Annotated in this window: 23 protein-coding genes and 1 pseudogene; 6 read left to right on the top strand and 18 right to left on the bottom strand. The window is 63.5% G+C overall.

Annotated features, from left to right (window positions below; genetic code table 11):
• Window positions 1–316 precede the first annotated feature (316 nt).
• On the top strand, window positions 317–1339 hold the full coding sequence (locus FJ867_RS19040) for a siderophore-interacting protein (RefSeq protein ID WP_224518883.1): 1023 nt from the start codon (window positions 317–319) through the stop codon (window positions 1337–1339).
• Window positions 1340–1379: 40 nt separating this feature from the next.
• Here FJ867_RS19040 and FJ867_RS19035 read toward each other — a convergent pair whose 3' ends face one another.
• From FJ867_RS19035 to FJ867_RS19015, 5 genes are all read right to left on the bottom strand, one after another.
• Window positions 1380–2483 (bottom strand): AbrB family transcriptional regulator, encoded by a 1104-nt coding sequence (locus tag FJ867_RS19035; protein ID WP_140818206.1) that lies wholly within the window; start codon window positions 2481–2483, stop codon window positions 1380–1382.
• 62 nt (window positions 2484–2545) lie between these two features.
• A complete protein-coding gene (locus FJ867_RS19030; protein ID WP_140496084.1) occupies window positions 2546–2803 on the bottom strand; it encodes a type II toxin-antitoxin system prevent-host-death family antitoxin in 258 nt (85 codons plus the stop codon).
• 5 nt (window positions 2804–2808) lie between these two features.
• Window positions 2809–3117 carry a putative quinol monooxygenase gene (locus FJ867_RS19025; RefSeq protein WP_140496083.1) on the bottom strand — a complete coding sequence of 103 codons (309 nt, stop codon included), beginning with the start codon at window positions 3115–3117 and terminating at the stop codon, window positions 2809–2811.
• A 63-nt stretch (window positions 3118–3180) separates the two neighbouring features.
• Complete coding sequence (locus FJ867_RS19020) at window positions 3181–3972, bottom strand: SDR family oxidoreductase (protein ID WP_140556137.1); 792 nt, start codon at window positions 3970–3972, stop codon at window positions 3181–3183.
• Window positions 3973–4039: 67 nt separating this feature from the next.
• On the bottom strand, window positions 4040–4477 hold the full coding sequence (locus tag FJ867_RS19015; RefSeq protein WP_140524937.1) for a DsrE family protein: 438 nt from the start codon (window positions 4475–4477) through the stop codon (window positions 4040–4042).
• A 103-nt stretch (window positions 4478–4580) separates the two neighbouring features.
• On the opposite strand from FJ867_RS19015, the gene FJ867_RS19010 reads away from it, so the two are divergent.
• The 3 genes and pseudogenes from FJ867_RS19010 to FJ867_RS29075 all read left to right on the top strand — a co-directional run bounded on the left by FJ867_RS19010 (window position 4581) and on the right by FJ867_RS29075 (window position 6364).
• On the top strand, window positions 4581–5672 hold the full coding sequence (locus tag FJ867_RS19010; RefSeq protein WP_140567143.1) for a hypothetical protein: 1092 nt from the start codon (window positions 4581–4583) through the stop codon (window positions 5670–5672).
• Between the two features lie 66 nt (window positions 5673–5738).
• Window positions 5739–5984, top strand: coding sequence for a type II toxin-antitoxin system VapB family antitoxin (vapB, locus tag FJ867_RS19005; RefSeq protein ID WP_140561430.1), 246 nt, complete (start codon window positions 5739–5741; stop codon window positions 5982–5984).
• Window positions 5981–6364, top strand: a pseudogene (locus FJ867_RS29075) (type II toxin-antitoxin system VapC family toxin). The gene vapB and the pseudogene FJ867_RS29075 overlap by 4 nt, the downstream one beginning before the upstream one ends.
• A 6-nt stretch (window positions 6365–6370) precedes the next feature.
• On the opposite strand, the gene FJ867_RS18995 reads toward FJ867_RS29075, so the two are convergent.
• The 6 genes from FJ867_RS18995 to FJ867_RS18970 all read right to left on the bottom strand — a co-directional run bounded on the left by FJ867_RS18995 (window position 6371) and on the right by FJ867_RS18970 (window position 14095).
• Window positions 6371–7318, bottom strand: a complete 948-nt coding sequence (locus FJ867_RS18995) for a cation diffusion facilitator family transporter (protein ID WP_140561428.1) — start codon at window positions 7316–7318, stop codon at window positions 6371–6373.
• Between the two features lie 5 nt (window positions 7319–7323).
• Window positions 7324–9513 carry an anthranilate synthase gene (locus FJ867_RS18990; RefSeq protein ID WP_140686482.1) on the bottom strand — a complete coding sequence of 730 codons (2190 nt, stop codon included), beginning with the start codon at window positions 9511–9513 and terminating at the stop codon, window positions 7324–7326.
• A 222-nt stretch (window positions 9514–9735) separates the two neighbouring features.
• Window positions 9736–10791 carry a succinylglutamate desuccinylase/aspartoacylase family protein gene (locus FJ867_RS18985; RefSeq protein WP_140516964.1) on the bottom strand — a complete coding sequence of 352 codons (1056 nt, stop codon included), beginning with the start codon at window positions 10789–10791 and terminating at the stop codon, window positions 9736–9738.
• A gap of 92 nt (window positions 10792–10883) precedes the next feature.
• Complete coding sequence (locus FJ867_RS18980; protein ID WP_140496075.1) at window positions 10884–12062, bottom strand: MFS transporter; 1179 nt, start codon at window positions 12060–12062, stop codon at window positions 10884–10886.
• A 198-nt stretch (window positions 12063–12260) separates the two neighbouring features.
• On the bottom strand, window positions 12261–13637 hold the full coding sequence (locus tag FJ867_RS18975; protein ID WP_140686483.1) for an FAD-containing oxidoreductase: 1377 nt from the start codon (window positions 13635–13637) through the stop codon (window positions 12261–12263).
• Window positions 13634–14095 carry a DUF4126 domain-containing protein gene (locus tag FJ867_RS18970; RefSeq protein ID WP_140516958.1) on the bottom strand — a complete coding sequence of 154 codons (462 nt, stop codon included), beginning with the start codon at window positions 14093–14095 and terminating at the stop codon, window positions 13634–13636. Before FJ867_RS18970 ends, FJ867_RS18975 begins: the two co-directional genes overlap by 4 nt.
• 133 nt (window positions 14096–14228) lie before the next feature.
• Between FJ867_RS18970 and FJ867_RS18965 the strand changes: the two genes are divergently transcribed.
• Window positions 14229–14786 (top strand): sugar O-acetyltransferase, encoded by a 558-nt coding sequence (locus FJ867_RS18965; RefSeq protein WP_140624194.1) that lies wholly within the window; start codon window positions 14229–14231, stop codon window positions 14784–14786.
• A gap of 15 nt (window positions 14787–14801) precedes the next feature.
• Here FJ867_RS18965 and FJ867_RS18960 read toward each other — a convergent pair whose 3' ends face one another.
• Complete coding sequence (locus tag FJ867_RS18960) at window positions 14802–15797, bottom strand: helix-turn-helix domain-containing protein (protein WP_140624192.1); 996 nt, start codon at window positions 15795–15797, stop codon at window positions 14802–14804.
• A 134-nt stretch (window positions 15798–15931) separates the two neighbouring features.
• Here FJ867_RS18960 and FJ867_RS18955 point away from each other — a divergent pair, with 134 nt between their 5' ends.
• Window positions 15932–16576: a cysteine hydrolase family protein gene (locus FJ867_RS18955; RefSeq protein ID WP_140516952.1), complete on the top strand. Its 645-nt coding sequence runs from the start codon at window positions 15932–15934 to the stop codon at window positions 16574–16576.
• Between the two features lie 69 nt (window positions 16577–16645).
• Here FJ867_RS18955 and FJ867_RS18950 read toward each other — a convergent pair whose 3' ends face one another.
• The 6 genes from FJ867_RS18950 to FJ867_RS18925 all read right to left on the bottom strand — a co-directional run bounded on the left by FJ867_RS18950 (window position 16646) and on the right by FJ867_RS18925 (window position 25498).
• Complete coding sequence (locus FJ867_RS18950) at window positions 16646–18325, bottom strand: formate--tetrahydrofolate ligase (protein WP_140624191.1); 1680 nt, start codon at window positions 18323–18325, stop codon at window positions 16646–16648.
• Between the two features lie 392 nt (window positions 18326–18717).
• Window positions 18718–19842 (bottom strand): DUF2333 family protein, encoded by a 1125-nt coding sequence (locus tag FJ867_RS18945; protein WP_140582174.1) that lies wholly within the window; start codon window positions 19840–19842, stop codon window positions 18718–18720.
• A gap of 105 nt (window positions 19843–19947) precedes the next feature.
• Window positions 19948–21246, bottom strand: coding sequence for a DUF6638 family protein (locus tag FJ867_RS18940; protein ID WP_140624189.1), 1299 nt, complete (start codon window positions 21244–21246; stop codon window positions 19948–19950).
• 42 nt (window positions 21247–21288) lie between these two features.
• On the bottom strand, window positions 21289–23199 hold the full coding sequence (locus tag FJ867_RS18935; protein WP_140624187.1) for an ATP-binding protein: 1911 nt from the start codon (window positions 23197–23199) through the stop codon (window positions 21289–21291).
• 24 nt (window positions 23200–23223) lie between these two features.
• Window positions 23224–24369 (bottom strand): hypothetical protein, encoded by a 1146-nt coding sequence (locus FJ867_RS18930; protein WP_140624186.1) that lies wholly within the window; start codon window positions 24367–24369, stop codon window positions 23224–23226.
• Window positions 24370–24409: 40 nt separating this feature from the next.
• Window positions 24410–25498: a hypothetical protein gene (locus FJ867_RS18925; RefSeq protein WP_140496064.1), complete on the bottom strand. Its 1089-nt coding sequence runs from the start codon at window positions 25496–25498 to the stop codon at window positions 24410–24412.
• Window positions 25499–25744 lie beyond the last annotated feature (246 nt).

The raw sequence follows: 25744 nt of genomic DNA, 5'->3' as shown, positions 1-25744 counted from the left end.
AGCCGGAGGCAAGCCGTACCGAAAGCCATGCCGACAGTCGGGCGCGTGCCGGGCCACGTTCCGTCTGACGTCGTCGCCGACGTGCGTGCCCTTCCAACAGGCCGAGGCCGGACCTGGCCGCCAACGGGACGTAGCGGTTCAATATATAAGATGACCTATGTATTCAAGTTTCTGTGGAAACTTCGGAACGTCTATGGCATGCCGCTGCCGGCGCGGCCCTCCTGCGGCCGATTGCTTCAAACCGTTTCGAAAGACGCGAACGATGGACCAACTGCGAGCGCAAACCCGGATCAGCGATGCGGCGATCAGGTCGGTGATGGACCGGCTGCGCACCGAGCACAGCGAATTCGAGGTCGAGACCGGTGTTGCCGATCGATGGGAACTTCGCCTGTACTACGGTTCGCTGAGCGCGGCACTCGAGGGCGACTCCATGCTGATCCGCGTCTCGGCCGTAGACGAAACCTGCCTGTCCTACATGAAGATGACGGTCGCCGGCCACGTCGCGCAGCACCTTGGAACGACGAGCGGACTGCGCTGGCAAGGCGACGGCAGCGACACCGGCACCCCAATCTTCTTCCGCGAAATCACGGTTGTGTCGTCAACGCGGATTTCTCCGCATATGCAGCGCCTGCGCTTTGCAGGCGATGATCTTGGCCGGTTTACTCATGGCGGCCTGCACATCCGGCTGCTGCTGCCGCCGCGGGGCAGGCCGCCCGTTTGGCCCTCGATGGGCGCCGACGGCCTGCTTGTGTGGCCTGCCGGTGAGGATGCGCTCACCGTCCGCATCTACACGATCCGGGCGGTGGATCCGATAAGCGGTTGGCTCGATGTCGATTTCGTGCTGCACCCCGACCATGACACGCCCGCTGCCACATTCGCGCAGAACGCGGTGGCGGGAGACGTGATCGGCATGATCGGGCCAAGCGGCGGCGAGACGCCGACGGCGCCGACCCTGCTGCTGGTCGGCGACGACACAGCGCTGCCGGCAATTGGCCGGATTCTGGGGGAACTGCGGCCGTCAACCCGCGTCGAGGCGCTCATCGAGGTCGATGGCCCGGACGACCGCATCGCGCTGGCGCAAGGCGACAACATCGAAATCACCTGGCTTTACCGGCACGACCGCGCGGCCGGCACCGCCGGCCTGCTGGCGGCCGCCCTGCGCGAGCGCAGCCACATGGCGCTTGCCGATAACCTCTACGTCTGGGCCGGATGCGAGTTCACGGACTTCCGCGAGATCCGCAAGATCGTGCGCAAGGAGTGGGGCCTGGGCCGCGACCGGCACCTGGTAACGGCCTATTGGCGTCGCGACGCGCAGGCCGAGGGCGACGACGAGGGTTAGGATCGATCCATAAGTATGCCGGCAGCCGGGGCGGAGCAGCCTATTCCTTCACCGCGCGCGCTACCAGCCGCGCGATGCTCGGGCCGACAAGCAGCACGATCAGGAAACGCGCCGACTGGAGCGCCATGATGAAGGAGATGTCGACGTTCTGGGCGGCGGCGGCGATGATGGCGACGCTGTCCATGCCGCCGGGGCTGGTCGCGAGATAGGCGGTCAGCGGATCGATGCCGAGCAGATGGCTGATCATGAAGGCGAGGCCGCCGCAAAAGGCGATCAGAGCCACGATCGAAGCGACGATCTGCGGCAGGGCCCGTGTCGCATGGCGCAGGATCGGCCTGGTGAAGTTCAGCCCGATCGACCATCCGACCATGGCGTAACTGACAGCCAGCAGCCAGGGCGGCAATTGCATCGGCACGCCGAGGCCAAGGTGGATCAACGCGCCGAAGATGAAGGTGCCCAGAAAGGAGGGCGAAGGCAGCCGGCAAAGCTTTCCCGCCAGCCCGCCGACCAGCGCGATGCCAATGGTTGCTGCTAAGGCTTGAGCATCGATCGGCGGAAACCAGATAATCGGCGGGATTTCGACGCCTGACGTTTCGACCCACATCTTGGCGACAATGGCCGCCGTCATCGAGACGAAGATGACACGCAGATACTGCATGAAGGCGACGAGGCGCTGGTCGGCGCCGAAGGCGCCGGCCATCAGCACCATTGCGGTGGCGGCGCCTGGGGAGGATCCCCAGACGGCGGTCGTGCCGGGCAGGATGCGCCACCGGCTGATCAGCCAGCCGAGCAGGCTGGACGCCGTGACGGTGGCTGTCACTGCGCCGAGGAACAGCGGCCATTCGGCATAGAAGACGCGAAAAATGTCGGCCGAGATCGAAGCGGCGATGAGGCAGCCGACGATCGCCTGGGCGGAGCCGAACAGAAGCCGCGGCACGCGCACGGTAGCGCCGTTGGTGCCGGCGACGATAGCCGCCAGCATCGGCCCGATGAGCAGCGCCGCCGGCAGCGCGGCCAGTTCGAGCGCACCGGCAAACAGCACGGAAATGACGAGGAGGGCCAGCCATTGCCAAGGCTTGCGCATGCGCGCCATGCGCTCGACGGCCGGCTGGCCAGGAGACGGCTGCTTGGGCGAGGAATCCATGTTCTGGTCTTAGACTGAGCGGTAAGGGATGCGAACCCCCGCTGCATCGAAAAGCGATCGCCTCAGATGTCTGTGCCGAACAGTTGCTCGATTTCTCCACCGCTCATGCGATCGAAACGGTCGGACACCGAAAACTGACCAGCCATAAAGCCAACCCGTCGCGATTGTACCGGCACCGATTGATCCATAGGAATGACCTTGACCAATGACTTGCCAGCCTTGGCGATAATGAAAGGTTCGCCGTTGGCGGCTCGCTGAACGAGACGTGAAAGATTGGCCTTCGCATCGCTAATGTTTACGATCTGCGTCGAGTCGTCCACCCGGATCAGCCCGTCTTGTCGTCAGCCAATCCAAAGCCGCCGACGGGGTTGGTTTCCACCTGGAACTCGAAGCCGGCGATGAAGGGCCTCGCCTTGGCGATGGCCGCCTGGACTTCGGGAAGCTGCAGCGAGGCTTTGTGGCTTGCCTGGTCAGTCCACACTTCTGTGACCCAGATGGCATCGGCATCGGCCGGGTCGGTGGCAACGATATAGCTCAGGCAGCCGGGCAGGGCGCCGGTGCTGGCGCGCAGGACGTCCATGACAGCGTCGCGCTGGCCGCGGGCCGCCCGCATCTTGCCGATCAGACCGTACATCCCTTCGTCTCCCTTCAGCGTTTTCGACAAGAGTATACCGTTCGTCAGTATGCAGGTCGCGGCTCAAGGCATCAACTGGCCACCATTCACCTCGATCACCTGGCCGGTGATGTAGCCGCTCAACAGATCGGAGGAGAGGAACAGATAAGCACCGACGCAATCTTCAGCCGTGCCGGCGCGCCCCTGCGGAATGGTGGCAACCATGCCCCTGATCTGCTCTTCGGTCGAGTAGCGTTCGTGGAACGGCGTGAGAATGGTGCCGGGTGCCACCGCGTTGACGCGAATGCCGAAGCCGATCAGTTCCTTGGCCATGCCGCGCGTGACGTTGGAGACGAAAGCCTTGGCCGAGCCGTAAAGCCCGGCGCCACCGCCGGCGCCGTTGCGGGCGGCGATCGAGGAGGTGTTGACGATGAAGCCGCCTTGTCTCTTCAACCACGGCATCGCCTTGCGCGAGGCGGCCAACACCGAACGCGCGTTGAGATCCATCACCGCGTCGTAATGCGCCTCTGTCTGCTCGGCGTAGGGCACGCGGCCGAGCATCCCGCCGGCATTGTTGACCAGCCCGTCGAGGCGGCCGAAATGCTGCGCGCTGTCCTCGACGACGCGTTCGACGTCGGCGGCCAGGGAAAAATCGCCCTGGACGAGAAGCACCTCGCCGCCATTGTCGCGAATGGCCTTGCCAAGTTTTTCGGCGGCGTCACGGCTGGAATTGTAGTGCAGTGCGACCAGACATTTCTGCGTCGCATAAGCCAACGCGAGTGCCGCGCCGATGCCGGTCGAGGCGCCGGTGACCAGCACCGCCTTGCCGGCGAGATCGGGAATGACAAGCCCGAGGGGAGTGGTTGTCGCTGGCACTGCCGTTTCTCCGGGATTTCGCGGTTCTTAGCTGGTCTTGCTACCCTTGCATTCAGTCCATGCAGCTTCAAGGCCTGAGATAGGCATAGCCCTGGCTTTGCAGTTCGGCGAGCTTGACGACGCCGCCACTGTCGGCCGCATGAAAACCGTCGAGCAGGTCGGCGAGCGAAATATCCATGCCGTGCATGGTGTTGGCGCAGGCATGCGGATCGAGCCCTTGCTGGACGAGACCGGTGAAACGACCGGAGATCGCCGCCGATATGCCCTTCGACTTGAAACCGGCAAGAGCCGGACCATGGACGACCAGCGCGATATCGACATTGCCGCCGGTGCCTTCGTAATGGTTCTTGATGTTGCCCAGCACGAAATTGACCTTGTCGAGGTCACTGAGATGATAGGCGACCTTCAATCTCGTGGCCTCGGTGGCCGCGGCTTGCGCCACCCGCAGTCCAATCAGCGTGCCGGCTCCGACGAGAATCGCGCGGAACATGTCGCGTCGACGCATGGCGATGGTTCCCCCCGGGTTGACAGATGGCCGCGAATTGCGTGGCCGCGACGCCGAGTGTAGCATAAATCGGCGTCGCGTCCTGCCGATGCGGAGGGGTCACATGGCGTTCGAACAGAGACTGGCAAGCGTCCTGTCCGGAGCGGCCTTGTTGAGCCTGCTGGGCGCGACGGCTTTCGCCGACGAGGCGGCCAAGCTCACCGAACTCAGTCCCAACGGTCAGGACGCCTGTTTCGGCCGCATCTACGATGCCAACCACCTCAAGGCGCATCCGGAGCAGAAGGTGGCCCGGATCTTCTTCTACTACGGCCATGATCCGGTCAGCAGGCCGAACGAGGAACCGGCCGCGAATGCCGGCACGTCCTACAATGGCTTCGTCACCACCACGGTGCGTGGCGCCAAGGCTCCGGAATGGGCCGGCGGCTGGTGTAGTCACCAATCCGAGGATGGCGCATCAAACCCGATCCATTGCGGCATGGAATGCGACCGCACGCTGGCGTCGCTGAAAGTCGACCACAAGGGCCGGCTGATCCTTTCGGACCTGCAGCCCGATGTCTATCTCGATGCCGGTTCCGAGGAGGAACTCGGCACGACTGAATACAACAGGCAGGCGCTGGGGTCGCGGGACGACAATTTCCGTCTCGACCCGATGCCGGCAGCGACCTGCAAGGCGGAGTTCGCCCGCATCGACCCGATCGACCCAGCGATGGGTCCGCCGCTGCGCGACCGGCTGAAGCCCGACCAGGCCTTCTGCTACGGACGCGACTACGATGCCGCGCATTTCGGTTCGCATCCCGACCAACTGACGCAGTCGATCCGCGTGTTCCGTGGGCCGGTCGAACTGGCTTCATTCGCGGCGGGCGGCGACCTTGCCAATTGGCCTGACGGCGCCGACATCGCCGTTTCGGTCACGACGCGGCAACAGTCGGGCAAGGTCACGCAGGTCTATTCCTGCCAGGGCGAGGCCGACCAGTGGCGCTGCGCGGCGAGTTCGAAGATGAGCGATTTCTCCTGCGATATCACGCAGAAGGAGATTTTCCTCAAGCGCGGCGCCAATGGCATGATGATGCTGGCCAATCCCAACAACAGCCTGGCGATCGTCGATTTCTGTTCACAGGCAGCCGACGGCAAGACGAAGTCGGACGATAAGATCTACCGGCTGGAACCGATGCCGCAATCGGCTTGCGCGCCTTGAGCGGAGCCCTGTTTAGGTCAGCGCGAAGGGATATATCTTTGCTATATCTCATTTGAGGATAGCACGATGGACAAAGCAAAAGTGTTCTGGTCAGGCAGGTCCCAAGCCGTGCGCCTGCCGAAGGAGTTCCGTTTCGACACAGAGGAGGTCTCGATACGCCGTCACGGGCAAACCGTCATCTTGGAACCGCTTGCGCAGGACTGGGCGTGGCTCGACCAAGTGATTGGACCGCTTGATAATGATTTCGCAGAGGCAGCGCTGGAACGTCAGGACGGGCAGGATCGAGCTGCCTTGGGCGACGTCTTCAAGTGATCTACCTGCTCGACACCAATGCCGTCATCGCGGTCATGAAGGGCGATGAGGGTCTGCTTGCCTGCTGAAACGGCATAGGCCGCAGGACTTTGCCGTCTCGCCTATCGTCGTGCACGAACTGTACTATGGTGCTGAAAAGAGCTAGCGACGGGTCGAAAATTTGGCGCGTATCGAGGCTCTGCAGTTTCCTGTGCTCGAATTCGATCGGGAAGACGCGAGACATGCCGGAGAAATTCGGGCAACGCTTGCCACATTGGGAACTCCAATTGGTCCCTACGATGCGTTGATTGGTGGGCAGGCGCGCGCGCGATCTTACGCTGATGACCCGCAATATCCGGGACTTCGAGCGGATCAAAGCTCTGTCAGTCGAGACGTGGTGAACTGCCTCACGCGAACGGCACCGCCGTCGTGCCCTTCGGCAGCTTGGCCTCATCATCGGGCTCGACATGGATGGTGACGCGCACGGAAGGGATTTCCGCCTGCAGCGCATCCTCGATGCGGTCGCAGATGACATGGCTGGCGCCGACCGACATGTCGGCATCGACGACGAGATGGAATTCGATGAAGGTGGCGCGGCCAGCGATGCGTGTCTTGAGGTCGTGCACTTCGAGCGCGCCTTTGCAATTGGCCGAAATGATGTCGCGGATGCGCATATGCTCCTGGGTGTCGACTGCGCGGTCCATCAGCCCGTTCATCGACGAGCCGATAACATGCCAGCCCTGCCAAAGAATGTTGAGCGCGACGATCACGGCCAGCGCCGGATCGAGGATCTGCCATCCGGTCAGCACCGCGCCGACAAGGCCGGCGAAGACGCCGACCGAGGTCACGACGTCGGTCATGATGTGTTGGCCGTCGGCGACCAGTGCCGGCGATCTTGCGTTGCGCCCTGTACGGATCAGCGCCCAGGCCCAGAAGGCGTTTATGACCGTCGCCACACCGTTGACGGCAAGCCCTTCCCAAGGCTGCTGGAGCGGGACGGGGTGGAGCCAGGATTGCCAGACCTCGTTCAGGATCAGGAGTGCCGCGACCACGATCAGCACGCCTTCCAGGACGGCCGAGAAATACTCGGCCTTGTGGTGGCCGAACGGATGGTCCTGGTCGGCAGGCTTGTAGCTGACCTGGATCGCCCAGAACGCGGCGGCCGAGGCGATGACGTTGACGATCGATTCCAGCGCGTCCGAATAGAGTGCGACGGAACCGGTGATGTACCAGGCGGCAAGCTTGAGTGCGAGCACCACACAAGCGACGACGATCGACCAGAAGGCAAGCCTTGCGACCTTGCGCCTGGTCGCGGCCTTCGCCGCGACCGCCATCGTGTCCCGCGTTTCGACCATCGTCTCTAGGCGGCCTTGTCCTTGGCCTTGCGCGGCAGGTGGGCGACGATGTTCTCGATGATGCGCATGCCGGCATTGTGGCCGAGCGTCATGATCGATTCCGGATGGAATTGCACCGCGGCGATCGGCTCCTTGCGGTGCTCGAAGGCCATGATGACGCCGTCTTCGGTCTCGGCGGTGACCACGAAATCGTCGGGTAGCCGCACCGGATCGGCGAAGATCGAATGGTAACGGCCGACGGTGACTTCCTTGGGCAGGCCGGAGAAGATGATGCCGGGCTTGGAGACGCGAATGCGCGACGGCTTGCCGTGCATCGGCACATGCAGCTGCCGCAATTCGCCGCCATAGGCCTCGGCCAGCGCCTGCAGGCCGAGGCAGACGCCGAAGATCGGCAGCTCGCGGGCGCGCGCTCGTCCGATGGTGGCGGCGCAGTCGAAATCCTTGGGCGTGCCGGGACCAGGCGACAGCACGACGAGATCCGGCTTCAGCCGGTCGAAAACTTCTTCCGGCACGGGGGTGCGCACGGTCGAGACATTGGCGCCGGTCTGACGGAAGTAATTGGCCAGCGTGTGGACGAAGCTGTCTTCATGGTCGACGAGCAGGATGTTGACGCCGTCGCCGACGCGCGCGGTGGTGCGCTCGGTGCTGGCGGCATTGCCCGTCTTGGCGTCGCGGATGGCGGAGAGCATGGCGGAGGCCTTCAGTTCGGTTTCGGCTTCTTCTTCCTCGGGAATGCTGTCGAACAGTAATGTGGCGCCGGCACGCACCTCGGCAATGCCGTCCTTGATGCGGATGGTGCGCAGTGTCAGGCCGGTGTTCATATCACCGTTGAAATTGACCATGCCGATGGCGCCGCCATACCAGGCGCGCGGGCTCTTCTCGTTCTGCTCGATGAAGCGCATGGCCCATAGTTTCGGCGCGCCGGTGACGGTCACCGCCCAGGCGTGCGAGAGAAACGCGTCGAAGGCGTCCATGCCTTCGCGCAGCCTGCCCTCGATATGGTCAACCGTGTGGATAAGCCGCGAATACATCTCGATCTGGCGGCGGCCGATGACGCGCACCGAACCCGGCTCGCAGACGCGCGACTTGTCGTTGCGGTCGACATCCGAGCACATTGTGAGCTCGGATTCGTCCTTCTTGGAATTGAGCAGCTTCAGGATCTGCTCTGAGTCGGAAATGGCGTCGTCGCCACGCTTGATCGTGCCCGAGATCGGGCAGGTCTCGACACGGCGGCCGTTGACGCGCACGAACATTTCGGGCGAAGCGCCGATCAGGTATTCGCCTTCACCCAGATTGATGAAGAAGGAATAGGGCGAGGGGTTGATTGACTTCAGCTTGCGCGAAATCTCGGAGGGTTGGGTCTCGCAGCGTTCGTAGAACATCTGCCCGGGTACGACCTCGAACAGGTCACCGCGCTTGAAGCAGTCCATCGCGCGGCGCACAAGATTGGCGTATTCGCCGGGTTCATGGTCGCCGCGCGGCGGGATACGGTCGGCAGTCTTGAACGGCTCGGCGATCTCGTCGCGCGGCAGGCCTTCGGTCGAAAAACCCTTGCCGGCGTAGTCATATCGATCGGTCCAGGCCTTGGCCGAATAATGATCGACGACCAGGATCTCGTCGGGCAGGAACAGCACGAGATCGCGCTGGCTTGGCTTGCGTTCGAGCTTGTAGTCGACCGGATCGAACTGGAAGGCGAGGTCGTAGCCGAAGGCGCCGTAAAGGCCGAGATTGGCGTCTTCGGCGGTCTTGAACAAGGCGGTGATGGCGCGCAGAACCGTGAAGACGGAAGGAACGCGGCTGCGTTCTTCTTCGGTGAAGACACGGCCCGGCTTGGCGACGTCGAGGCGGATCAGCTTTTTCGACGCCTCGGCGATCGTGATCTCGGCGATATCGCCGAGCGTCTTGACGATGACCGGCAGAAGCACCTCGCCCCGCCGGTTCAGCGCCTCGATGCGCATGGACCGGCCACGCGCCGAGATCACCAAAGGCGGGTCGATGATGGCGGTGTCCCAACGCGTATAGCGGCCGGGATATTCATAGTTCGAAGAGAACACCGCGCCCCGGCGCGCATTCAGCCCGTCGACATAGGCGTCGATGGCGCCTTCATAGGGCCGGTCGTGGCGCTCGCGGGTGATGGTGATGCCACCCCCGGTCACAAAACTCTCTGCGCCGTTGTCCAGAACCTTCATCGTCATTGCCGTCTCCATCAGCTTCTTGGGCAACGGACCCGGGAATGGCTTGGAAAAAACAAATGGCCGCCCGGACATTCCGCTGCGGCCACCCTCTCTTTTCACGCGCACGCGTTCGAACAGGCCGCTGTCAGCAGGCCCACCACCAAACGGTCTTGATCGAACGCATGTTCATGGCGATTCCCATAGCGGCGATTGAGCGACCGCGCAACTGGATTCGATGGAGGCTCAATCTTCCAGTGTGCCGGACCTTGCGTCGGCGCTCTTCCTGTCGCCCACCAGTTTCAACAGATCCTCGCCGGCGCGGATGATACGGCGCGAGCGCCGGGTCAGGACGATGCCGGCCTGCGGCGCGAACACCTCGGTGCGGCCATCGGCTTCGCCCGGTGCGTGGACGATGACGGCAAGCCGCGTGTCCTTGGCGACGCGGTCGCCGGGCTCCACGTCATAGAGCACGGCACCCGCCCGGGGCGCCGGCATCATGTCGATGTTTTCGAGCGGCGCGACAACCCCGGTGAAGGCACCGGGTGAGGGCAGGGCCGGGTCGGCGACCACGCCGCGCGCCACCAGCAGCCGGTAGAGCCCCGCGGCGTCCGACGCCGCGAACGCGCCATCGACATCGAGGATGCCGCGATATTCGACCGTCGTGACGACGCGCCGGTCGAGCTTCGCCACATCCGCGGGAACGTTCTGATAGGGCATGATCGAGGCGCCCTCGAAAGTGCCGTCCGTGTCTTCACTCCACAGCACCACCGCCTCGACGCCCATGGCGGCGGCGCAGTCGGCCATTGCCGGCCACAGGCTGGTGTGGACATACAGGTAGGAGAGACCCTCGTCGTCGCAATGCAGGTCGAGCACGATGTCGTGGCCGAGCGAAAGCTGCACCAGTCTCGTCTTCAGCCGCTGGTCGGGCGTGCCATGCGCGGTGTCGGGCAGGAGTGCCGTGTCGGGCGCGGCGAGCAGCGGGAAACCGCGGTTGAAGTTGGTGCGCGTGCCCAGATGAAAACGGCCCTGATGTTCGCCGAAATGATACTGGGCGCGGCCGATCGGATTGGCCCAGGGCACGATGGTGATGTCGCCCTTGATGCGCCCCTCCGCCTCGGCCCTGGCCAGCATCGGCATCAGCGCGTCAATGGCGACTACTCCGGGCAGTTCGCCGGCATGGAGTGCTGCCTGCAGATAGGCCGAAGGCGCGGATTCGTCGGTTCCAGCGAAGCGAAACAGCGGGAATTCATAGGAAACGCCCTCGCTGTCGCCGGCTATGCGTTCGATCGATTTCTGCATGGGGTCTTTCTCCGTCGAGAGGCGAGAAGACATTCCTCTTCGACTGTGCGCTTGTCGATTGGTCCAGGCTGTCGCGCTATGGGCGCAAGCAGCTACTGCGCGGCAGGTTGAAGAGTGACGACCGGAGCGCGCTGGTCCAGTGCCCGCGAGGCAACGGCTACGGCGACCGCCAGCAGAGCGAGTGCCGCGCCCACCAGCGGCAGGTTGGCATAGGAAACGCCCCAGGAGAGCGCCACGCCGCCGATCCAGGCGCCGCTGGCGTTGCCGACATTGAAGGCGCCCTGGTTCAGCGTGGCGGCAAGGTTCGGTCCCTCGGAAGCGGCTTCCACGACACGGATCTGCAACGGCGGCACGACGACGAAGACGAGCATGCCCCACAGGAAGACGATGCCTATGGCGACACTGGCGATAGCGCCGAACTGCATGAAGCCGACAAACAGGACCGCCAGCAGCAGCAGCGTGCCGATGACCGTCGGCATCAGCTTCCAGTCGGCCAGCCGGCCGCCGATGATGTTGCCGATGGTCATGCCGGCGCCGAACAGCAAGAGCACCCAGGTGACCGCTGAAGTCGAGAGGCCGGACACGTCGGTGAGATAGGGTTTGATGTAGGTGAAGACGGCAAACAGGCTGGCTGAGGCGAGCGCCGCGATCAGCATGGCCAGCCACACCTGCAGCTTGCCGAGCACGCGCAATTCGCCGCGCAAGCCGTCGCCGCTTGGTTCAGTGACATCCGGCGGCACTAGCCAAGCGATCGCCGCGACCGAGATCAGCCCGATGCCGACCACCGCCAGGAAGGTGGCGCGCCAGCCGAAGGCTTCGCCAAGCGCCGTTCCGGCGGGAACGCCGAGGATGTTAGCCAGCGTCAGGCCGGCGAACATCAGCGCGATGGCGCTGGCACGCTTGTTGCGGGGCACCAGGCTGGCGGCGACGACCGAACCGATGCCGAAGAAGGCGCCGTGGCCGAAGGCGGTGAAGACGCGCGCGCCCATCAGCATCCAGTAATTGGGCGCGATGGCGCAGAGCAGGTTGCCGACGACGAACAGTGCGGCCAGTCCGACCAGCACCGGCTTGCGCGGCAGATGCGCGGTGGCCATCGCCACGATTGGCGCGCCGAAGACCACGCCCAGCGCATAGCCCGTGACCAGCAGCCCGGCCGCGGGAATGGTCACGCCAAGGTCGGCGGCGACCTCCGGCAGCAGACCCATGATGACGAATTCGGTGGTGCCGATGCAGAAGGACGCAATGGCAAGCGCAAGGATCGGCAAAGGCATGGGAGGTCCAGACTGAATCGGTTCAAATGGAAACTGCGCGAGCGCCCCATGGCGCACAAGCGCCATTGCCGCAATGCAGCAATGCAGAAAGCGGAGAGCAAAGAGGCACTGGCAGCGGTGCTTGTGCCGTGCCCTGCCGGGCTAGACGACCCTGACCGAACCCGCCCGAGCGGCCGAACCGACCGGCTGAGCCGGAGTTCAGACCAGCGGCTTCAACTCCTGGGCGATGGTAGGCAGCAGTTCCGAGACATTGGGGTGGATGTGCATGGCGCGCGCCAGCGTGTCCACAGGTGCCTTGGCATACATCAGATCAAGCACGCAATGCACGGCTTCATCGCCGCCGGGGCCAAGCACGCAGCAGCCGAGGATTTCCCTTGTGTCGGCGTCGACGAGGATCTTCATGAAGCCTTGCGTCTCGCCTTTCTCGATGGCACGGCCGACACGGGTCATCGGCCGCTGGCCGACCAGCGCGCGGCGTCCCGACTTCTTCACCGACGCCTCGGTCATGCCGCAGCGGCCGAGCGGCGGGTCAATGTACAGAGCGTAGGCCTCGATGCGGTCGGTGACCTTGCGCGGATCATTGTCGAGCAAATTGGCCGCAACGATCTCGTAATCGTTGTAGGACGTGTGGGTGAAGGCGCCCTTGCCATTGCAGTCGCCCATCGCCCAGATGCCGGGCACGCTGGTGCGCAACTGGTCGTCGACGGTGATGAAGCCGCGTTTGTCGACCTCGATGCCGGCCTGGTCGAGGCCGAGATCGTCGGTATTGGGCGTTCGCCCCAGAGCCAGGAGCACATGCGAGCCGACGGCCGGCGGCTTGCCGGCGGAGAAGGCAACAGCAATATCCTCGCCCTGCCTGGCGAAGCTTATGGCGTCGGCGCCGAGATGGACCGCGATGCCTTCGTTTTCGAGGATCAACAGGATGGCGTCGGACACATCCTCGTCTTCGCGGCCGATCAGCCGCGAGCCCTTTTCGACAATCGTGACCTCCGCGCCGAAGCGGCGGAACATCTGCGCGAATTCGAGCGAGATGTAGCTGCCGCCGACCACCACGAGGTGGCGCGGCAACACGTCGAGGTCCATCATCGAAGAGTTGGTGAGAAAGTCGATGTCGTGAATGCCGGGCAGATCCGGTACCGATGCGCGGCCGCCGGTGTTGAGAAAGATCTTGCCGGCGGTCAGGAGATCATCGCCGACGCGCACCGTGTTGGCGGATTCGAAACGCGCATGGCCGCGATAGAGCGTGCATTTATCCATGTCGGCGATCCAGGTTTCCAGATTGCCGCGGGCGTCGTTCGACACCTTGTCCTTGCGCGCCTTGACCCTGGCATAGTCGACGCCGACCGGGCCGGAGAGGGTCACGCCATAGTCCGCGGCGCGCCGCGCCAGATGCGCGGCATAGGCGCTGGCGACCATGGCCTTGGTCGGCATGCAGCCGGTGTTGACGCAGGTGCCGCCGACCAGCTTGCGCTCGATCAGCGCCACGCTCATGCCGGCCGCGGTCAGCCGGCCGGCCAGCGAAGGGCCGGCCTGGCCGGCACCGATGACGATGGCATCGAAGGTTTTCGCCGTCATGCCACCGCCGCCACGATCAAGAGGCCGCCGACGATTGCGACCGCATCCTCAATGAAGGCCGCGGGCTGGTCCTTGCCGAAGGCGGCCGCCAGCCGGCCGCGCGCCTCCGCGCCGCCGAGCGTGCCGATGACGGCCCCTATGGCGCCGGCGATCAGGCAGACGATGGTGGCGCCGCCAGTGGCGCCGATCACGGCGCCGCTGAAGGCGCCGAGCAGGATGCGGGCGCCGAATTGCTGCGGCACCTTGCGGCTCGGCGTCGACGGCAACTGATCGGTGACCAGCTCGACGATGGCCAGGATAGTGAAAATGCCGACAGCGGCCCAGTGGCTCATGAAGCTTGCCCAGGTGCCGGCAACCGGCAGCCAGCCGAGCCAGGCGCCCCAGGCGACGGCGGCCGGCGCGGTCATGGCGCGCAGGCCGGCAATGACCCCGATCAGAAGTGCAAGAATGTAAAGCATGTTGATCCCCCTCGATCCCGGGCCGGGACAGCCCTGAAAAGGCAGGCTACCATAGGTCCGGTATTTGGCCAGTACTTGCATAGGCGCTCTCTTACGCCGCAACGGTGCGTGGCAATGATGACGGAGGCACCGCATGGCTGAGAGCGAACGCGCAAAAATGGCGGCGGGCGAGTGGTATACGTGCATGGATGACGAACTGGAGGCGCTGCGTGGCGTGGCTGCGGGCGCCGTATTCGAGCACAATTCGCTTGCGCCCCGTCAGCGCGGCAACATCGGGCCTGCCTTGCGGGATCTGCTCGGCGGCGCGGGCGAGGGCGCCCGCATCGAGGCGCCGGTCCACTGTGCCTATGGCTTCAACATCTTTCTCGGGGACGGCGTCTTTCTCAATGCCGGCTGCATCATTCTCGACACGGCAAGCGTGCGCATCGGCAAGGGAACGCTGCTCGGCCCCAATGTGCAGATCTATTGCGCCGAGCATCACAGGGAGGCCGCGGGGCGACAAGCCGGGCTGGAAATCGCCAGGCCGGTCGAGATCGGTGCCGATGCCTGGATCGGCGGCAGTGCCGTCATCCTCGGCGGCGTCAGCATCGGCGAGGGCGCCATCGTCGGCGCCGGCGCCGTGGTGACGCGCGACGTGCCCGCGAACATGACGGTGGTCGGCAATCCGGCGCGGGCGGTCAAACGCGGTTGAGTGCCCGGCGGGCGCTCAGTGCGAAAGCGCGTGCGGCGACCGGTCGCCCTGGTCGGCCCGCCTGGAAAATTCACGCCGGTATTGCGCCGGGGAGGTCCTGAGACGCGCCGAAAAATGCTGGCGTAGCGAAGCGGCGCTGCCGAAGCCGGCCTCGAAGGCCACGACGTCCATCGATTTTTCCGTCGCCTCGAGCAGACGCTGCGCCAGTTCAAGCCGTTGCTCGATCAGCCAATCGCCGAAACTGGTGCCGATCGATTTCTGGAAGCGGCGGGTGAAGGTGCGCCGGGTCAGGCCGGCGGCTTCGGCGACGCGGTCCAGGCTGTGCGCATCGCCGAGCGTCGCACGCACCGCGTCGAGTGCTTGTGTGAACCTGTCGGTATCGGCGCTCCTCGCCAGCGGGCGCTCGATGAACTGCGCCTGTCCGCCTTGCCGGTGCGGGGAGAGCACGATCTGCCGCGCGAGCCGCAGTGCTGCCTCGGCGCCGTAGCGGGCGCGAACGATATGGAGGCAGCAGTCGAGCCCGGCCGCGACGCCGGCCGACGTCACCACGTCGCCATTGTCGACATAGAGCACCTCGGCATCCACCGCGATGTCGGGATGAAGCTTCTGAAGCCGCTCGGCGTAGGCCCAATGCGTGGCCGCACGCCGACCGCCAAGCAGTCCGGCAGCAGCGACTGCGAACGTTCCCAGGCAAAGGCCGACGATCAGGGCACCATTGCGGTGGGCCCGCCGCAGTGCCTGCGTCAGCAGTTCCGGCAGCGGGTCTTCGAGATCCCGCCAGCTCGGCACGATGACGATGTCGGCGCCGTCGAGCCCCTCAAGCCCATGCGGCGCGGCGACGCTCAGCCCGGCCTCGGTGTGGACGGGCCCGGCCTCGATCGCGCAGATGCGGAAGTCGAAGCGCGGCAGGCCGAACGATGTGCGATCCTCGCCGAACACCAGGCAAGGGACGGAGAGATGGAACGGGCTGATGCCGTCGAAGGCGAGGACGGCGACGATCGGGTGGGTCATGTCTTTGCCAGGGATTTCTGCGCGGGTTATGGCGGATTGTCCCAATTCTTTCGAATGATGTCAATCGGGCCACTTTCGTCCGATGGTGGCGGACCTATGCTCGGGCATCACATCAAGCCTCAAAGGAATGCATCATGTCCGAACCAGCCAGCAAGACGCCGCGCCGCGCGCTCGTCGTCGTGGACGTCCAGAATGACTATGACGGCGGCAATCTCGCCATCCAGCATCCGCCGTTCCGCGACAGCGTCGTCAACGTGGCGCGCGCAATGGACGCGGCAGCAGCGGCCGGCATCAAGGTGGTGGTCGTCAAGCAGATGGCGCCGGAGACGTCGCCAATCTTCGCCAAGGGCAGCCATGGCGCGGAATTGCATCCCGAGATATCGAGGCGGCCACGCGACCACTATGTCGAGAAGACGCTGCCTTCCGCCTTCACCGGCACCGATCTCGAAGAGTGGCTGCGCGCCAACGCCATCGATACGATCGTGGTGGTCGGCTACATGACGCATAATTGCGACCTGTCGACCATCATCCACGCCGTGCATATGGGCTTTGCCGTCGAGTTCCTGTCCGACGCGACCGGCTCGGTGCCTTACGCCAACAGCGCGGGCTATGCCTCGGCCGAGGAGATCCACCGCGTGGTGACAATCATCCTGCAGTCGCGCTTCGCCGCCGTGCTCAAGACCGCCGAATGGATCGAGTGCCTGAAGACCGGCACCTTGCCGGAACGCGATACGATCTTCGGCTCCAACCAGCGGGCGCTGGCTCGCAACGCTGCGTAGTCGTCTGCGGAAATACAAAGGGCGCCGCATCGCTGCGGCGCCCTTTGCACTTTTTGGAATTGAGGATTTCTAGAACAGGCCTTCGATCTGGCCGGCTTCGTTGAGGAAGATCTTTTCCGACGACGGCGCCCTGGGCAGGCCGGGCATGGTCATGACCTCGCCGCAGACAATGACGACGAAGCCGGCACCCGCCGAAAGCCTGACCTCGCGCACCGGGACGGTGTGGCCGGTTGGCGCACCGCGCAGGTTCGGGTCGGTCGAGAAGGAATACTGCGTCTTGGCCATGCACACCGGCAAGTGGCCGTAGCCGGCCTGCTCCCAGGCGTGCAACTGGTCGCGCACCGACTTGTCGGCGATCGCTTCCGAGCCGCGATAGATGCGCTGGACGATGGTGTTGATCTTCTCGAACAGCGGCATGGCGTCGGGATAGAGCGGCGCGAACTGCGAGGCACCGGATTCGGCCAGCGCCACCACTTTCTTGGCGAGATCCTCGATGCCGGCCGAGCCGTTGGCCCAGTGCTTGCACAGGATCGCCTCTTCGCCCATCGAGGCGACATAATCCTTCATCGCCTGGATTTCGCCATCCGTGTCGGAGTAGAAGTGGTTGATGGCAACTACCGCCGGCACGCCGAACTGCCTGATGTTCTCGATGTGGCGGCCGAGATTGGCGCAGCCCTTCTTCACCGCCTCGATGTTTTCCTTGCCGAGGTCTTCCTTCTTGACGCCGCCATTCATTTTCATGGCGCGTACGGTGGCGACGATGACCGCCGCCGCCGGCTTCAGCCCGGCCTTGCGGCACTTGATGTCGAAGAATTTTTCCGCGCCGAGGTCGGCGCCGAAGCCGGCTTCCGTGACGACGTAGTCGGCAAGCTTGAGCGCCGTCGTGGTGGCGACCACCGAGTTGCAGCCATGCGCGATGTTGGCGAACGGGCCGCCGTGCACGAAGGCCGGATTGTTCTCCAGCGTCTGCACCAGATTCGGCTGCATGGCGTCCTTGAGCAGCACGGCCATGGCGCCGTCGGCCTTGAGGTCGCGGGCATAGACCGGCGACTTGTCGCGGCGATAGGCGACGATGATGTCGCCCAGGCGCTTCTCCAGGTCCTTCAGGTCGGTGGCGAGGCACAGGATGGCCATGACCTCCGAGGCGACGGTGATGTCGAACCCGGCCTCGCGCGGATAGCCGTTGGCGACGCCGCCGAGCGAGCAGATGATCTCGCGCAGCGCCCGATCGTTCATGTCCATGACGCGGCGCCAGGCGACGCGGCGGGTGTCGATGCCGAGCTCATTGCCCCAGTAAATGTGGTTGTCGATCAACGCCGACAGGAGGTTGTGCGCGGTGGTGATGGCATGAAAGTCGCCGGTGAAATGGAGATTCATGTCCTCCATCGGCACGACCTGCGCGTAGCCGCCGCCGGCCGCACCGCCCTTGACGCCGAAATTCGGACCGAGCGAGGCTTCGCGGATGCAGATGATCGCTTTCTTGCCGATGCGGTTCAGGCCGTCGCCGAGGCCGACGGTGGTGGTCGTCTTGCCTTCGCCGGCCGGGGTCGGGTTGATGGCGGTGACCAGGATCAGCTTGCCGTCCTTGTTGCCCTTCACCGATTTGATGAATTCGGCGGAGACCTTCGCCTTGTCATGGCCATAGGGCAAAAGGTGTTCGGTCGGGATGCCGATCTTGGCGCCGATCTCCTGGATCTGTTTTTTCTTCGCACCGCGGGCGATCTCGATGTCGGACTTCACTTCTGCCATGACGGCTTTCCTCTGGATTGGACGGTGGAGGGGACGGGTTGATCACTGGTGCATGTTCGATACGCCGCGCGGGCAAGGGCATGTTCTAGCCCTCTCGCTGCCGTGGCGTCAACTTTCATGCAACTATGTTTCCTATGAAGAAAATTCCTCTGCGGCGGGCCGACCTGCCTCCGGTTCTTTCTGGCTCCGCTTGCCGCGCCGTATAGAAGCCAGAGCGGGGACGCGTCCGCCGTCTCAAAACAGCCGCGCAATGCACGGAATGCGACAGACAAGGCGGCGCAAATCCGCCATCGCCGGCCTAAAGCGCATCGCGCTTCAGGCATTTGTCTCCATGCATGTCGTTCTCCCCAGGCCGGACCACTTTTGAGCCACATGCATTGGGCCGACCAGCCCTACTGCGTCAGCACGTTGCTGATTTCGACCATGTTGGAACGCACCCTGAGCACATAGAAGCCCATGGTCGTCAGATGCGTGGGCAGGAGCCAGCCGTCCTCGCGGCCATTGGCGATGATGAAGGGCTGGATGCGCAGCGCCGAGACGAACTGCGCGTCCATCGTATCCCACAGGCTCTGCAGGTGCTTTTCCTTGATGACGTCCTCGAAGTCGGCCTGCGCGCCCTTCATCAGTCCGTAATAGGCGTAGAGCTGGCCATAGGCGAACCAGTAGCGGTCGTCGGCGCGGAAATCGAACCAGCCATTGTTATGGTTTTCGGCACGTTCCTTGAGGATGGCCGAGGTCGAGCCGATATCGCTGGCGATACGGTCGATATATTGCTTCAGATTGTCGGCACGGGCATCAAAGGTGGCCTGGCAGGTGGCGAGGCGGGCGTTGAAGGAGCGCAGCTTGCGCACGGCGTCGCGATAATAGCTCGGGGTCGGCGTCTTCGGGCCGAACGGGCTTACACCGAAATACCAGGTGTACTCGTCGAACTGCAGATTGCCGCGCGCATCCTGCAGGTCGGCGTCGATCTGCGATGTCGTGCGCACACGGCCGAGATTGTCGGCGAGCTCGGTCGCGGTGCGGCGCACCGCCTGGTTGATGCCGCGCTGGAACGAGGCCTTGTTGTCCATCCACGGCGTGTTGTCCCAGCTGATGCCGAACAGGCCGAGCTTGTAGAGGATCATCGACGAGATCCAGGCATTCTGGTTAACGTTGAAGTCGGTCAAATCGGCGGCAATCTGGGCGATGCCGGAGTTGCCGCAGGTCCTGGCAGTGTCGGCACCGGCACCGGCGGCTACCTGTTCGCCCGCCGAGATGTTGCGCTTCTCGAACGTGTAGGTGTCGGGATAGTTCGGGTTGAAATTGTTCCACCACTGTGTGGCGTAGAAGAAATTGGCATAGAGGCCGAGCAGCACGAGCAAGGCGAGGCCGAGCACGGCCTTGAGGATCCAACCGCGCTGCGTATACCAGCGCCCGGCCCAGATGAACGGCCACAAGATGACGCCGATCAGAAGCCCGATGCCGCGGCCGATCCATTGGAAAATCCTGACGAAGAAGTTCACGATCGGATCGAGCATGGCTGTGTCACCCCCTCAAAGCATAATGTCAAAAAGTTGCGGACTTTTTGGATAACATCATGCGCCAAAACAACAAGTTAGAACGAAATGACGGCCGGTTTCGTTCTAGTCAGTCAGGCCGTAAAGGCGCGTGCGGAACGCCACCTTGTCCTTCAGATATGTGGTTTTCAGAATGTCCACAACATGCGATCGCCAGGCGTCGCTGAAGTCCTCATAGTCCTTGTAGAAGCCCTGCTTGTTGAAGACGTAGCGCGAGACGAAGTCCGACGGCACGAAATCCGAGATCAGCCGGTTGGTCAGCCAGGCGTCGGGATGGTCGGGCTTGGCGCGGACCACCAGGAAGCGCTGCTGCGGGAACACATCCTCGATCTTGAGATGGCCGAGCTGGGCAATCTCGCGCTTGGCGGCGTTGAGGAAGGGGAAATTGCCGTCCCTGGTGATCAGGTCGGCATGACCCTGGATCCAGGTCTGCAGCCAGACCTTGTCGACGTCGGTCAGATTGCGGTTCGGCTCGGCGTCGCGGATCAGCGCACGCACCACCATCTCGGCGCGGTGCTCGAGATAGCCCGAGGCTTCGATCCAGGAGGCGCGCGGCAGTTCGATGCGGCCGGTGGCGGCGAGGAACTTGAACACCTTGTCGGCGTCCTTGATCGAGAGATAGCTTACCTGCCACGGCCGCGAGCGGCGGAAACCGGGGGCCGCCGGATCGCTGATGACGGTCGTCATGTCGGGGTCGACGAACACGTAAAGCCCGCCAAAATGACTGGTCCAGTAGGCGTTGTGGCGGAAGATTACCTGGTCGGGCACCAGCGCGTTCTCGCGGATGTCGCCGCAGATCTTGGCCAGTTCCACCATGCGGGTGAGCATGGCGTTGTCGCGCCAGGCGTCAGGCTCCTGTTTCAGGCGGTCGACGAGCTTGCCGAGCTCCGCGGCCTTGCCCAGCACATCTTCGGCCGACAGCACCTTGAACTCGACCTGGTTGATCGACAGCAGATCCTCGATATCGTTGACCTTGGGAATGGAATCCTCGATCTCGCCGTAGATGACATCCTTGATGGTCAGCGCGTCGATGGCGCGCTGATTCCTGGACATGAACTCGAACATCAGCTGCGAGGTGTTGGAGAAGGCGGTGTGCACCACCGGCAGGTCGATCTGCGACGGCGTCAGGATGATGAAGCGGCGGTTGACCTCATTGGGATCGAGGTAGCCGTGGTCGCCGCATTCCTCCGCCACTTCCGGCGAAAAACCGGTGCGGTCGATCTGGAAGCTCTTCAGCTTGGTGGGCTCGAGGCCAAAGGCGGCAAGCGCCTTGTTGTAGCGCTCGATGAGATGCGGCTCGTCGACGACGAGCAGCCGGCCGTAAATGAGCTCGTTGTCGCGCAGGAGATCGGGTTTGCGGGCCATTATTCCTTCTCCCACAAGGGGAGAAGGAAAGGCCGGAGCGCATCACGCATTCCACAGCCCCTTTTTCTTCATCTCCTCCATCTCACGCGCTGCCCGTTCGCGCAGCCGCGCGTCACGCAGCAGCTTTTCCACGGCGGAGTCGTCGGACTTGTCGGAGTAGCGGAACTCGCTGTCGGCGTAGCGGTTGATCTCCTGCATGACCATGTCCATCGAGAACGGGCCGCGCAGTTGCTCGATCATCACTTTCTTCTCGTCATAGCTCTTGTGCATGAAAACCTCTGGTTTTTCGAACCAGTCGTCGGGAAGCTCGATGTCCATGGCGCGCATCTTGATGGCGTCGGTGACGTTCTTGATGGCGCGGCCGGTGAAGCGCGGCTCGGCCTGCTTGATCAGGTGCAGATAGGTGCCGATGTCGGCCATGGTCTTGGGCGCGCCATTCTCCTTCATGTAGCGCTCATGGACCCGCATCAGCCCGTCCTCCTGCGGCTTCTCGTGCTCCTCATAGGCTTCGGCCACGGCGCGCTGGATCTCCTGCGCGGCGTAGAGTTCGTGGTCGCCGAGCGGGATCTTGTGGTTCTTGCCGGCGAGCAGCACGAAAATGTCGATGTAATCGTCACGCGTCTGCGGCCCGTCGACCAGCCAGCGGGCGCCGGCGCGCTGGCGCAGCGCATCGTCGACATTTTCGGGATAGTTGGAGAACATGCCGAACGAGCAGTTGCCGCGCACCACTGTGGCGGCACCGGCGAAGGCGTCCATCAGCACGCCGGTGATCTCCTGCTGGCCGGCCGAGGCGCGGTCGTCGGAACGGCGCGCCGCCACCTGGTCGATGTCGTCGATGGTGCCGAAGCCGATGACGCGCGGGTTCAATACATTGTTGATGAACTGGCGGCAGTTCTGGCCGGACTTGCCCTGATATGACGAGATCTGGTCGACGCCGAAATTCTCGTAGGCGAAGGGATAACCGGCGACCTGGCAGTAACCATTGACAAGACCGGCAATCATCTGGATCAGGGTCGTCTTGCCGGTGCCCGGCGCGCCGTCGCCGATGAAGGTGAACAGGAAGCCGCCGAGCTCGACGAACGGGTTCAGCTCGCGCTCGAAATCATAGGCCATCAGCATCTTTGCGAGCTTGACCGACTGATATTTGGCGATGTGGTTGCCGACGACCTCTTCCGGCTTCTTGAAGGACATCACCAGCGGCTTGGAACGCTTGCCCGGCGCGACGTCGAAGCCGTCGAGCGTGAAATCGTCGGCATCGATGCGGATATGCGCGTTCTCGAATGGGCCGATGCCGTCGAAGCGGCCTTTTCGCGCCAGGAGGCCGTCAATGGCGACACGGGCGAAGGCGCGCGCCCTGGTCATCAGGTCGGCATCGTCGGATGCACCCGAAATCGCCTTGTCTAGGCCGGCCAGGATCGACTTCACCGCGTCCTGCGGCGTGTCGAAGAGGAAATCCGGCTCGGGAATGTCGTTGGGCGCCTCGCTATCGCTGTCGATGAGCTGGAACAGGTAGGAGGACAGGCTGAAGGCGGAAATGTAAGCCGAGGCCGACAGAAGCTTCTTGAAGGTGGTGGCCTCGTCGCCTTCGAGGGGAGCGCGGGTGTTCCTGGCCTGCAGGCTTTCGAGATCCGAGCCTTCGGCGAAAACATCCGATATGGCGAGCGCGAGCGCCGTACCGCGCCGGGCACGAAACAAAAGTGTGTGCTGCGGGATGGTCAGCAACTGGTCGTCGGGGTGAACGGCGCCGACGGTCTTCGCCAGCTCGACCTCGCGCGTGCGGCGCACCGAACCGACAGAGACGGTGGAGACGAAGCGGCGCTTGGTGCCGGCAAGCGCGGTGCCGGAGGAGCTGGACGGGTCTTCCAGCACGACGATGCGGGTGATGAAGCTCTGCGCGATGGCGCGGTGCTTCTCGATCGCCGCTTCCGGGATGGTGGTCAGGCCGGTATCCATGAAGGTTGCTCCGTGGTGTGACGGTCAGACGTCCGAGATGACCTGTCCGTTGGACAGGATATGGACCTTGTAGCCGGAAAAGATCTTCTGCGCCTCGCCGGCGGCATAGAGCGCCTGGTAGGCCTCGTGCGGGATCAATGCGTGGTTTTCGTAGCTCGACACGCCCTGGCGCGCGGCCTCGAGGTCGTCGGTGTTGATGAAGAACTCCTGCGTCGTCTTCTCGCTCGAAAACAGCCCCTTGCGGCCGGGTTTTTCGCCCTTGGAGTAGACCTCCTGGATGGTCCAGGTCAGCAGCCAGGCGTTCTCCGGCTTGCGCACCTTGGCCAGAACCTCGGTCACCGTAGAATTGTTGTCGGTGATCCCGGCCGAATAGAAGGGGCCGAGCACGACGCGCCGAAGCTGCTTGGGGTGCAGCGGCTCGAAGTCCTTGTCGAGATTGACGGCGATCGTTGCCGGCGACAGCGTATAGGCCGAGTTCTTCTCGGTGAAATCGTCGAAGCGATGGGCAAGCTCGGGATTGAGCAGGCCATCGACTGGCAATGGAATGTCGATCTGGTCGTTGAGCTTGCCATTGCGGTCGACGAGCTGGCGGATCATGTCTTCGGAGGAATCTTCCACCGTCACCATGTAGACCAGCGGCAGGTTGGCGCTGCCGTCGAAGGTCGCCCAATGGACCAGGTAGTAGGGCCGCGCCGTCTTCGGATTGACGGAAACCTTGGCCGTCTGCGCCAGGGTGAAGGGGCCGAAGGTCTGCTCGCTCTTGACGTCCTCGAGATAAAGCCTCTCGGCCATCGACTTCTGCAGCGCTTGGGGGAATTCCTTGTGGCGCAGGATGAAGTCGGCCATCTCCTCGCGCAATTCGTCGGCCAGTGGGATGTTGGCGAGCCGCGTGTCAGCCTGGCGGCGGTCGTTTTCGAGCTCGAGCAGGTTCTGGAACACCGGGAATCCGCTTTCGGCGCGCGAAATGCGGAACGTGTCCATGAAGCCCAGCCGGTTGCGCCAGCAGGAGAACGACTTGTCGAGCCGGGCGATGTATTCGGCGACGATCTTGGCGACGATGCCGTGCCGGTAGAGCGGCGAGCGATCGTCGCGCATGAACACTTCCAGCCCGCTGAGCGCTGCCGTGATTGCCGAGAAATACCGCGCCGCCGCGTCGTTTTCGGAGGTCATGCTATTGGCCATGGCATTGTCGCACCGGTGCGGGCGGCAATTACGACTGCACGTAATTGGCCGAATTGTGCTTCTTCAGCACTTCGTCGAAACGGCGGGCGAAGGCGTCGTCGGCCAGCTTCTTGCGGCGCTGGATGTCGGCGGTGGCCACCATGTTCTTCTCGTGCATCTCGAGCAGGTCGCCAATGTGCTTCTGCGAGGCGGCACCAATGCCGGCCATGGTCTCCTCGGCGGTGTTGTCGACCTGGCTGCCCAGCGTGTTGATCTTGTGGGCGACGTCCTGCTGAGCCGCGGTCTTCAGCGAATCCTCCAGCGCCTTGTAGAGAACGATGCGCTGCTCGGTGTCGATGGTCAGCTTGTTGATCAGGGTCGACTGTGCGGCGATCTGGTTGTTGAGCGAATCGACGAAGGTCTGGAACATCGAGGTGTAGCGCTCCAGCGTCTGGCTCTCGGCCAGCAACTCCTGTTCCTTGGCCTGCTTCTCATTGTATTCCGTGGCGAGCTTGGAACGTTCGCCTTCGAGCTGCGTGCGTTCCTTCTGGCTGGTGGAGGCCGCGATCTTGTTTTCGATGTCGAGCAGCATCGGATTGAGCTCCTCGATGCGCTTCTGCACGGTTTCCAGGTTGGACATGGTGGCCTTGCGGCGCTCGATAACCTGCGACAGGCTGGTCTCGGAGGTCTTGTAGCGCTGGTCGAGGACTTCTTTCTGCGCCTTCAATATGCCGACGATGGTGTCGGACTTGGCCAGCAATTCCTGCAGGTTGCCCGCCAGTGACATGTTGCGGACGCGGTCGGTGCGCAGACGCTGCTTGCGCTGGCTGGAGAAGATGCCGATGAAGTTTTCCCAGCCGGTGTAGTTCTTCATGCTCTCGAACTCGGCGCCGAAAACGTTGGTGGCGTCCTCCAGCCCGATGATCAGGTCGGCAATATTGCCTTCCATCACCTTCTGTTGCTTCAGCACGTCTTCGATGCGGGCGTTCTCGATATCGAAATTGGCGTCGCCGATCTTCTTGTCGGCGGTGGCAAGTTTGTCGAGCACGGCGCCGGACTGATCTATCTTGGTGCGCATGTCCTGGACGACCTGCTTGGTCCTGGCAATTTCGGCATCGAAATTCTGCAATGTCGCCATAAGGGCCTCCCGCTCCGGCATCAGGTCGCTGATTGCGAACAGCGGCGAATATATGTGGGGCTTCAGGGGATTGAAAGACGTGAAGACAGGGGCGCTTCGAAAACAAAAACCTTGCCCACGCCCTTGAAACGCAATCGATCCGCGATCATGGCGAAAGGATCGTTTGGAATACGCGTGGTTCAACTGTCATTGAACTTCAACGTCGGCGGATGTCGGCCAGGCATTCAGTCCCCCGCTGCCACGAAT

It is taken from the genome of Mesorhizobium sp. B2-5-3, from assembly GCF_006441005.1.
Lineage (GTDB): Bacteria > Pseudomonadota > Alphaproteobacteria > Rhizobiales > Rhizobiaceae > Mesorhizobium.
Note: the sequence above shows the minus strand (reverse complement) of the source record. Positions and strands in the feature narration are given on the sequence as shown.

Bases quoted from the DNA above. Each gene is read 5' to 3' on its own strand.
- FJ867_RS19040 (WP_224518883.1), top strand. From the start codon at position 317: ATGGACCGGCTGCGCACCGAGCACAGCGAATTCGAGGTCGAGACCGGT.
- FJ867_RS19035 (WP_140818206.1), bottom strand. From the start codon at position 2,483: ATGGATTCCTCGCCCAAGCAGCCGTCTCCTGGCCAGCCGGCCGTCGAG.
- FJ867_RS19025 (WP_140496083.1), bottom strand. From the start codon at position 3,117: ATGTACGGTCTGATCGGCAAGATGCGGGCGGCCCGCGGCCAGCGCGAC.
- FJ867_RS19015 (WP_140524937.1), bottom strand. From the start codon at position 4,477: ATGCGTCGACGCGACATGTTCCGCGCGATTCTCGTCGGAGCCGGCACG.
- FJ867_RS19010 (WP_140567143.1), top strand. From the start codon at position 4,581: ATGGCGTTCGAACAGAGACTGGCAAGCGTCCTGTCCGGAGCGGCCTTG.
- vapB (WP_140561430.1), top strand. From the start codon at position 5,739: ATGGACAAAGCAAAAGTGTTCTGGTCAGGCAGGTCCCAAGCCGTGCGC.
- FJ867_RS18995 (WP_140561428.1), bottom strand. From the start codon at position 7,318: ATGGTCGAAACGCGGGACACGATGGCGGTCGCGGCGAAGGCCGCGACC.
- FJ867_RS18990 (WP_140686482.1), bottom strand. From the start codon at position 9,513: ATGACGATGAAGGTTCTGGACAACGGCGCAGAGAGTTTTGTGACCGGG.
- FJ867_RS18985 (WP_140516964.1), bottom strand. From the start codon at position 10,791: ATGCAGAAATCGATCGAACGCATAGCCGGCGACAGCGAGGGCGTTTCC.
- FJ867_RS18980 (WP_140496075.1), bottom strand. From the start codon at position 12,062: ATGCCTTTGCCGATCCTTGCGCTTGCCATTGCGTCCTTCTGCATCGGC.
- FJ867_RS18975 (WP_140686483.1), bottom strand. From the start codon at position 13,637: ATGACGGCGAAAACCTTCGATGCCATCGTCATCGGTGCCGGCCAGGCC.
- FJ867_RS18970 (WP_140516958.1), bottom strand. From the start codon at position 14,095: ATGCTTTACATTCTTGCACTTCTGATCGGGGTCATTGCCGGCCTGCGC.
- FJ867_RS18965 (WP_140624194.1), top strand. From the start codon at position 14,229: ATGGCTGAGAGCGAACGCGCAAAAATGGCGGCGGGCGAGTGGTATACG.
- FJ867_RS18960 (WP_140624192.1), bottom strand. From the start codon at position 15,797: ATGACCCACCCGATCGTCGCCGTCCTCGCCTTCGACGGCATCAGCCCG.
- FJ867_RS18955 (WP_140516952.1), top strand. From the start codon at position 15,932: ATGTCCGAACCAGCCAGCAAGACGCCGCGCCGCGCGCTCGTCGTCGTG.
- FJ867_RS18950 (WP_140624191.1), bottom strand. From the start codon at position 18,325: ATGGCAGAAGTGAAGTCCGACATCGAGATCGCCCGCGGTGCGAAGAAA.
- FJ867_RS18945 (WP_140582174.1), bottom strand. From the start codon at position 19,842: ATGCTCGATCCGATCGTGAACTTCTTCGTCAGGATTTTCCAATGGATC.
- FJ867_RS18940 (WP_140624189.1), bottom strand. From the start codon at position 21,246: ATGGCCCGCAAACCCGATCTCCTGCGCGACAACGAGCTCATTTACGGC.
- FJ867_RS18935 (WP_140624187.1), bottom strand. From the start codon at position 23,199: ATGGATACCGGCCTGACCACCATCCCGGAAGCGGCGATCGAGAAGCAC.
- FJ867_RS18930 (WP_140624186.1), bottom strand. From the start codon at position 24,369: ATGACCTCCGAAAACGACGCGGCGGCGCGGTATTTCTCGGCAATCACG.
- FJ867_RS18925 (WP_140496064.1), bottom strand. From the start codon at position 25,498: ATGGCGACATTGCAGAATTTCGATGCCGAAATTGCCAGGACCAAGCAG.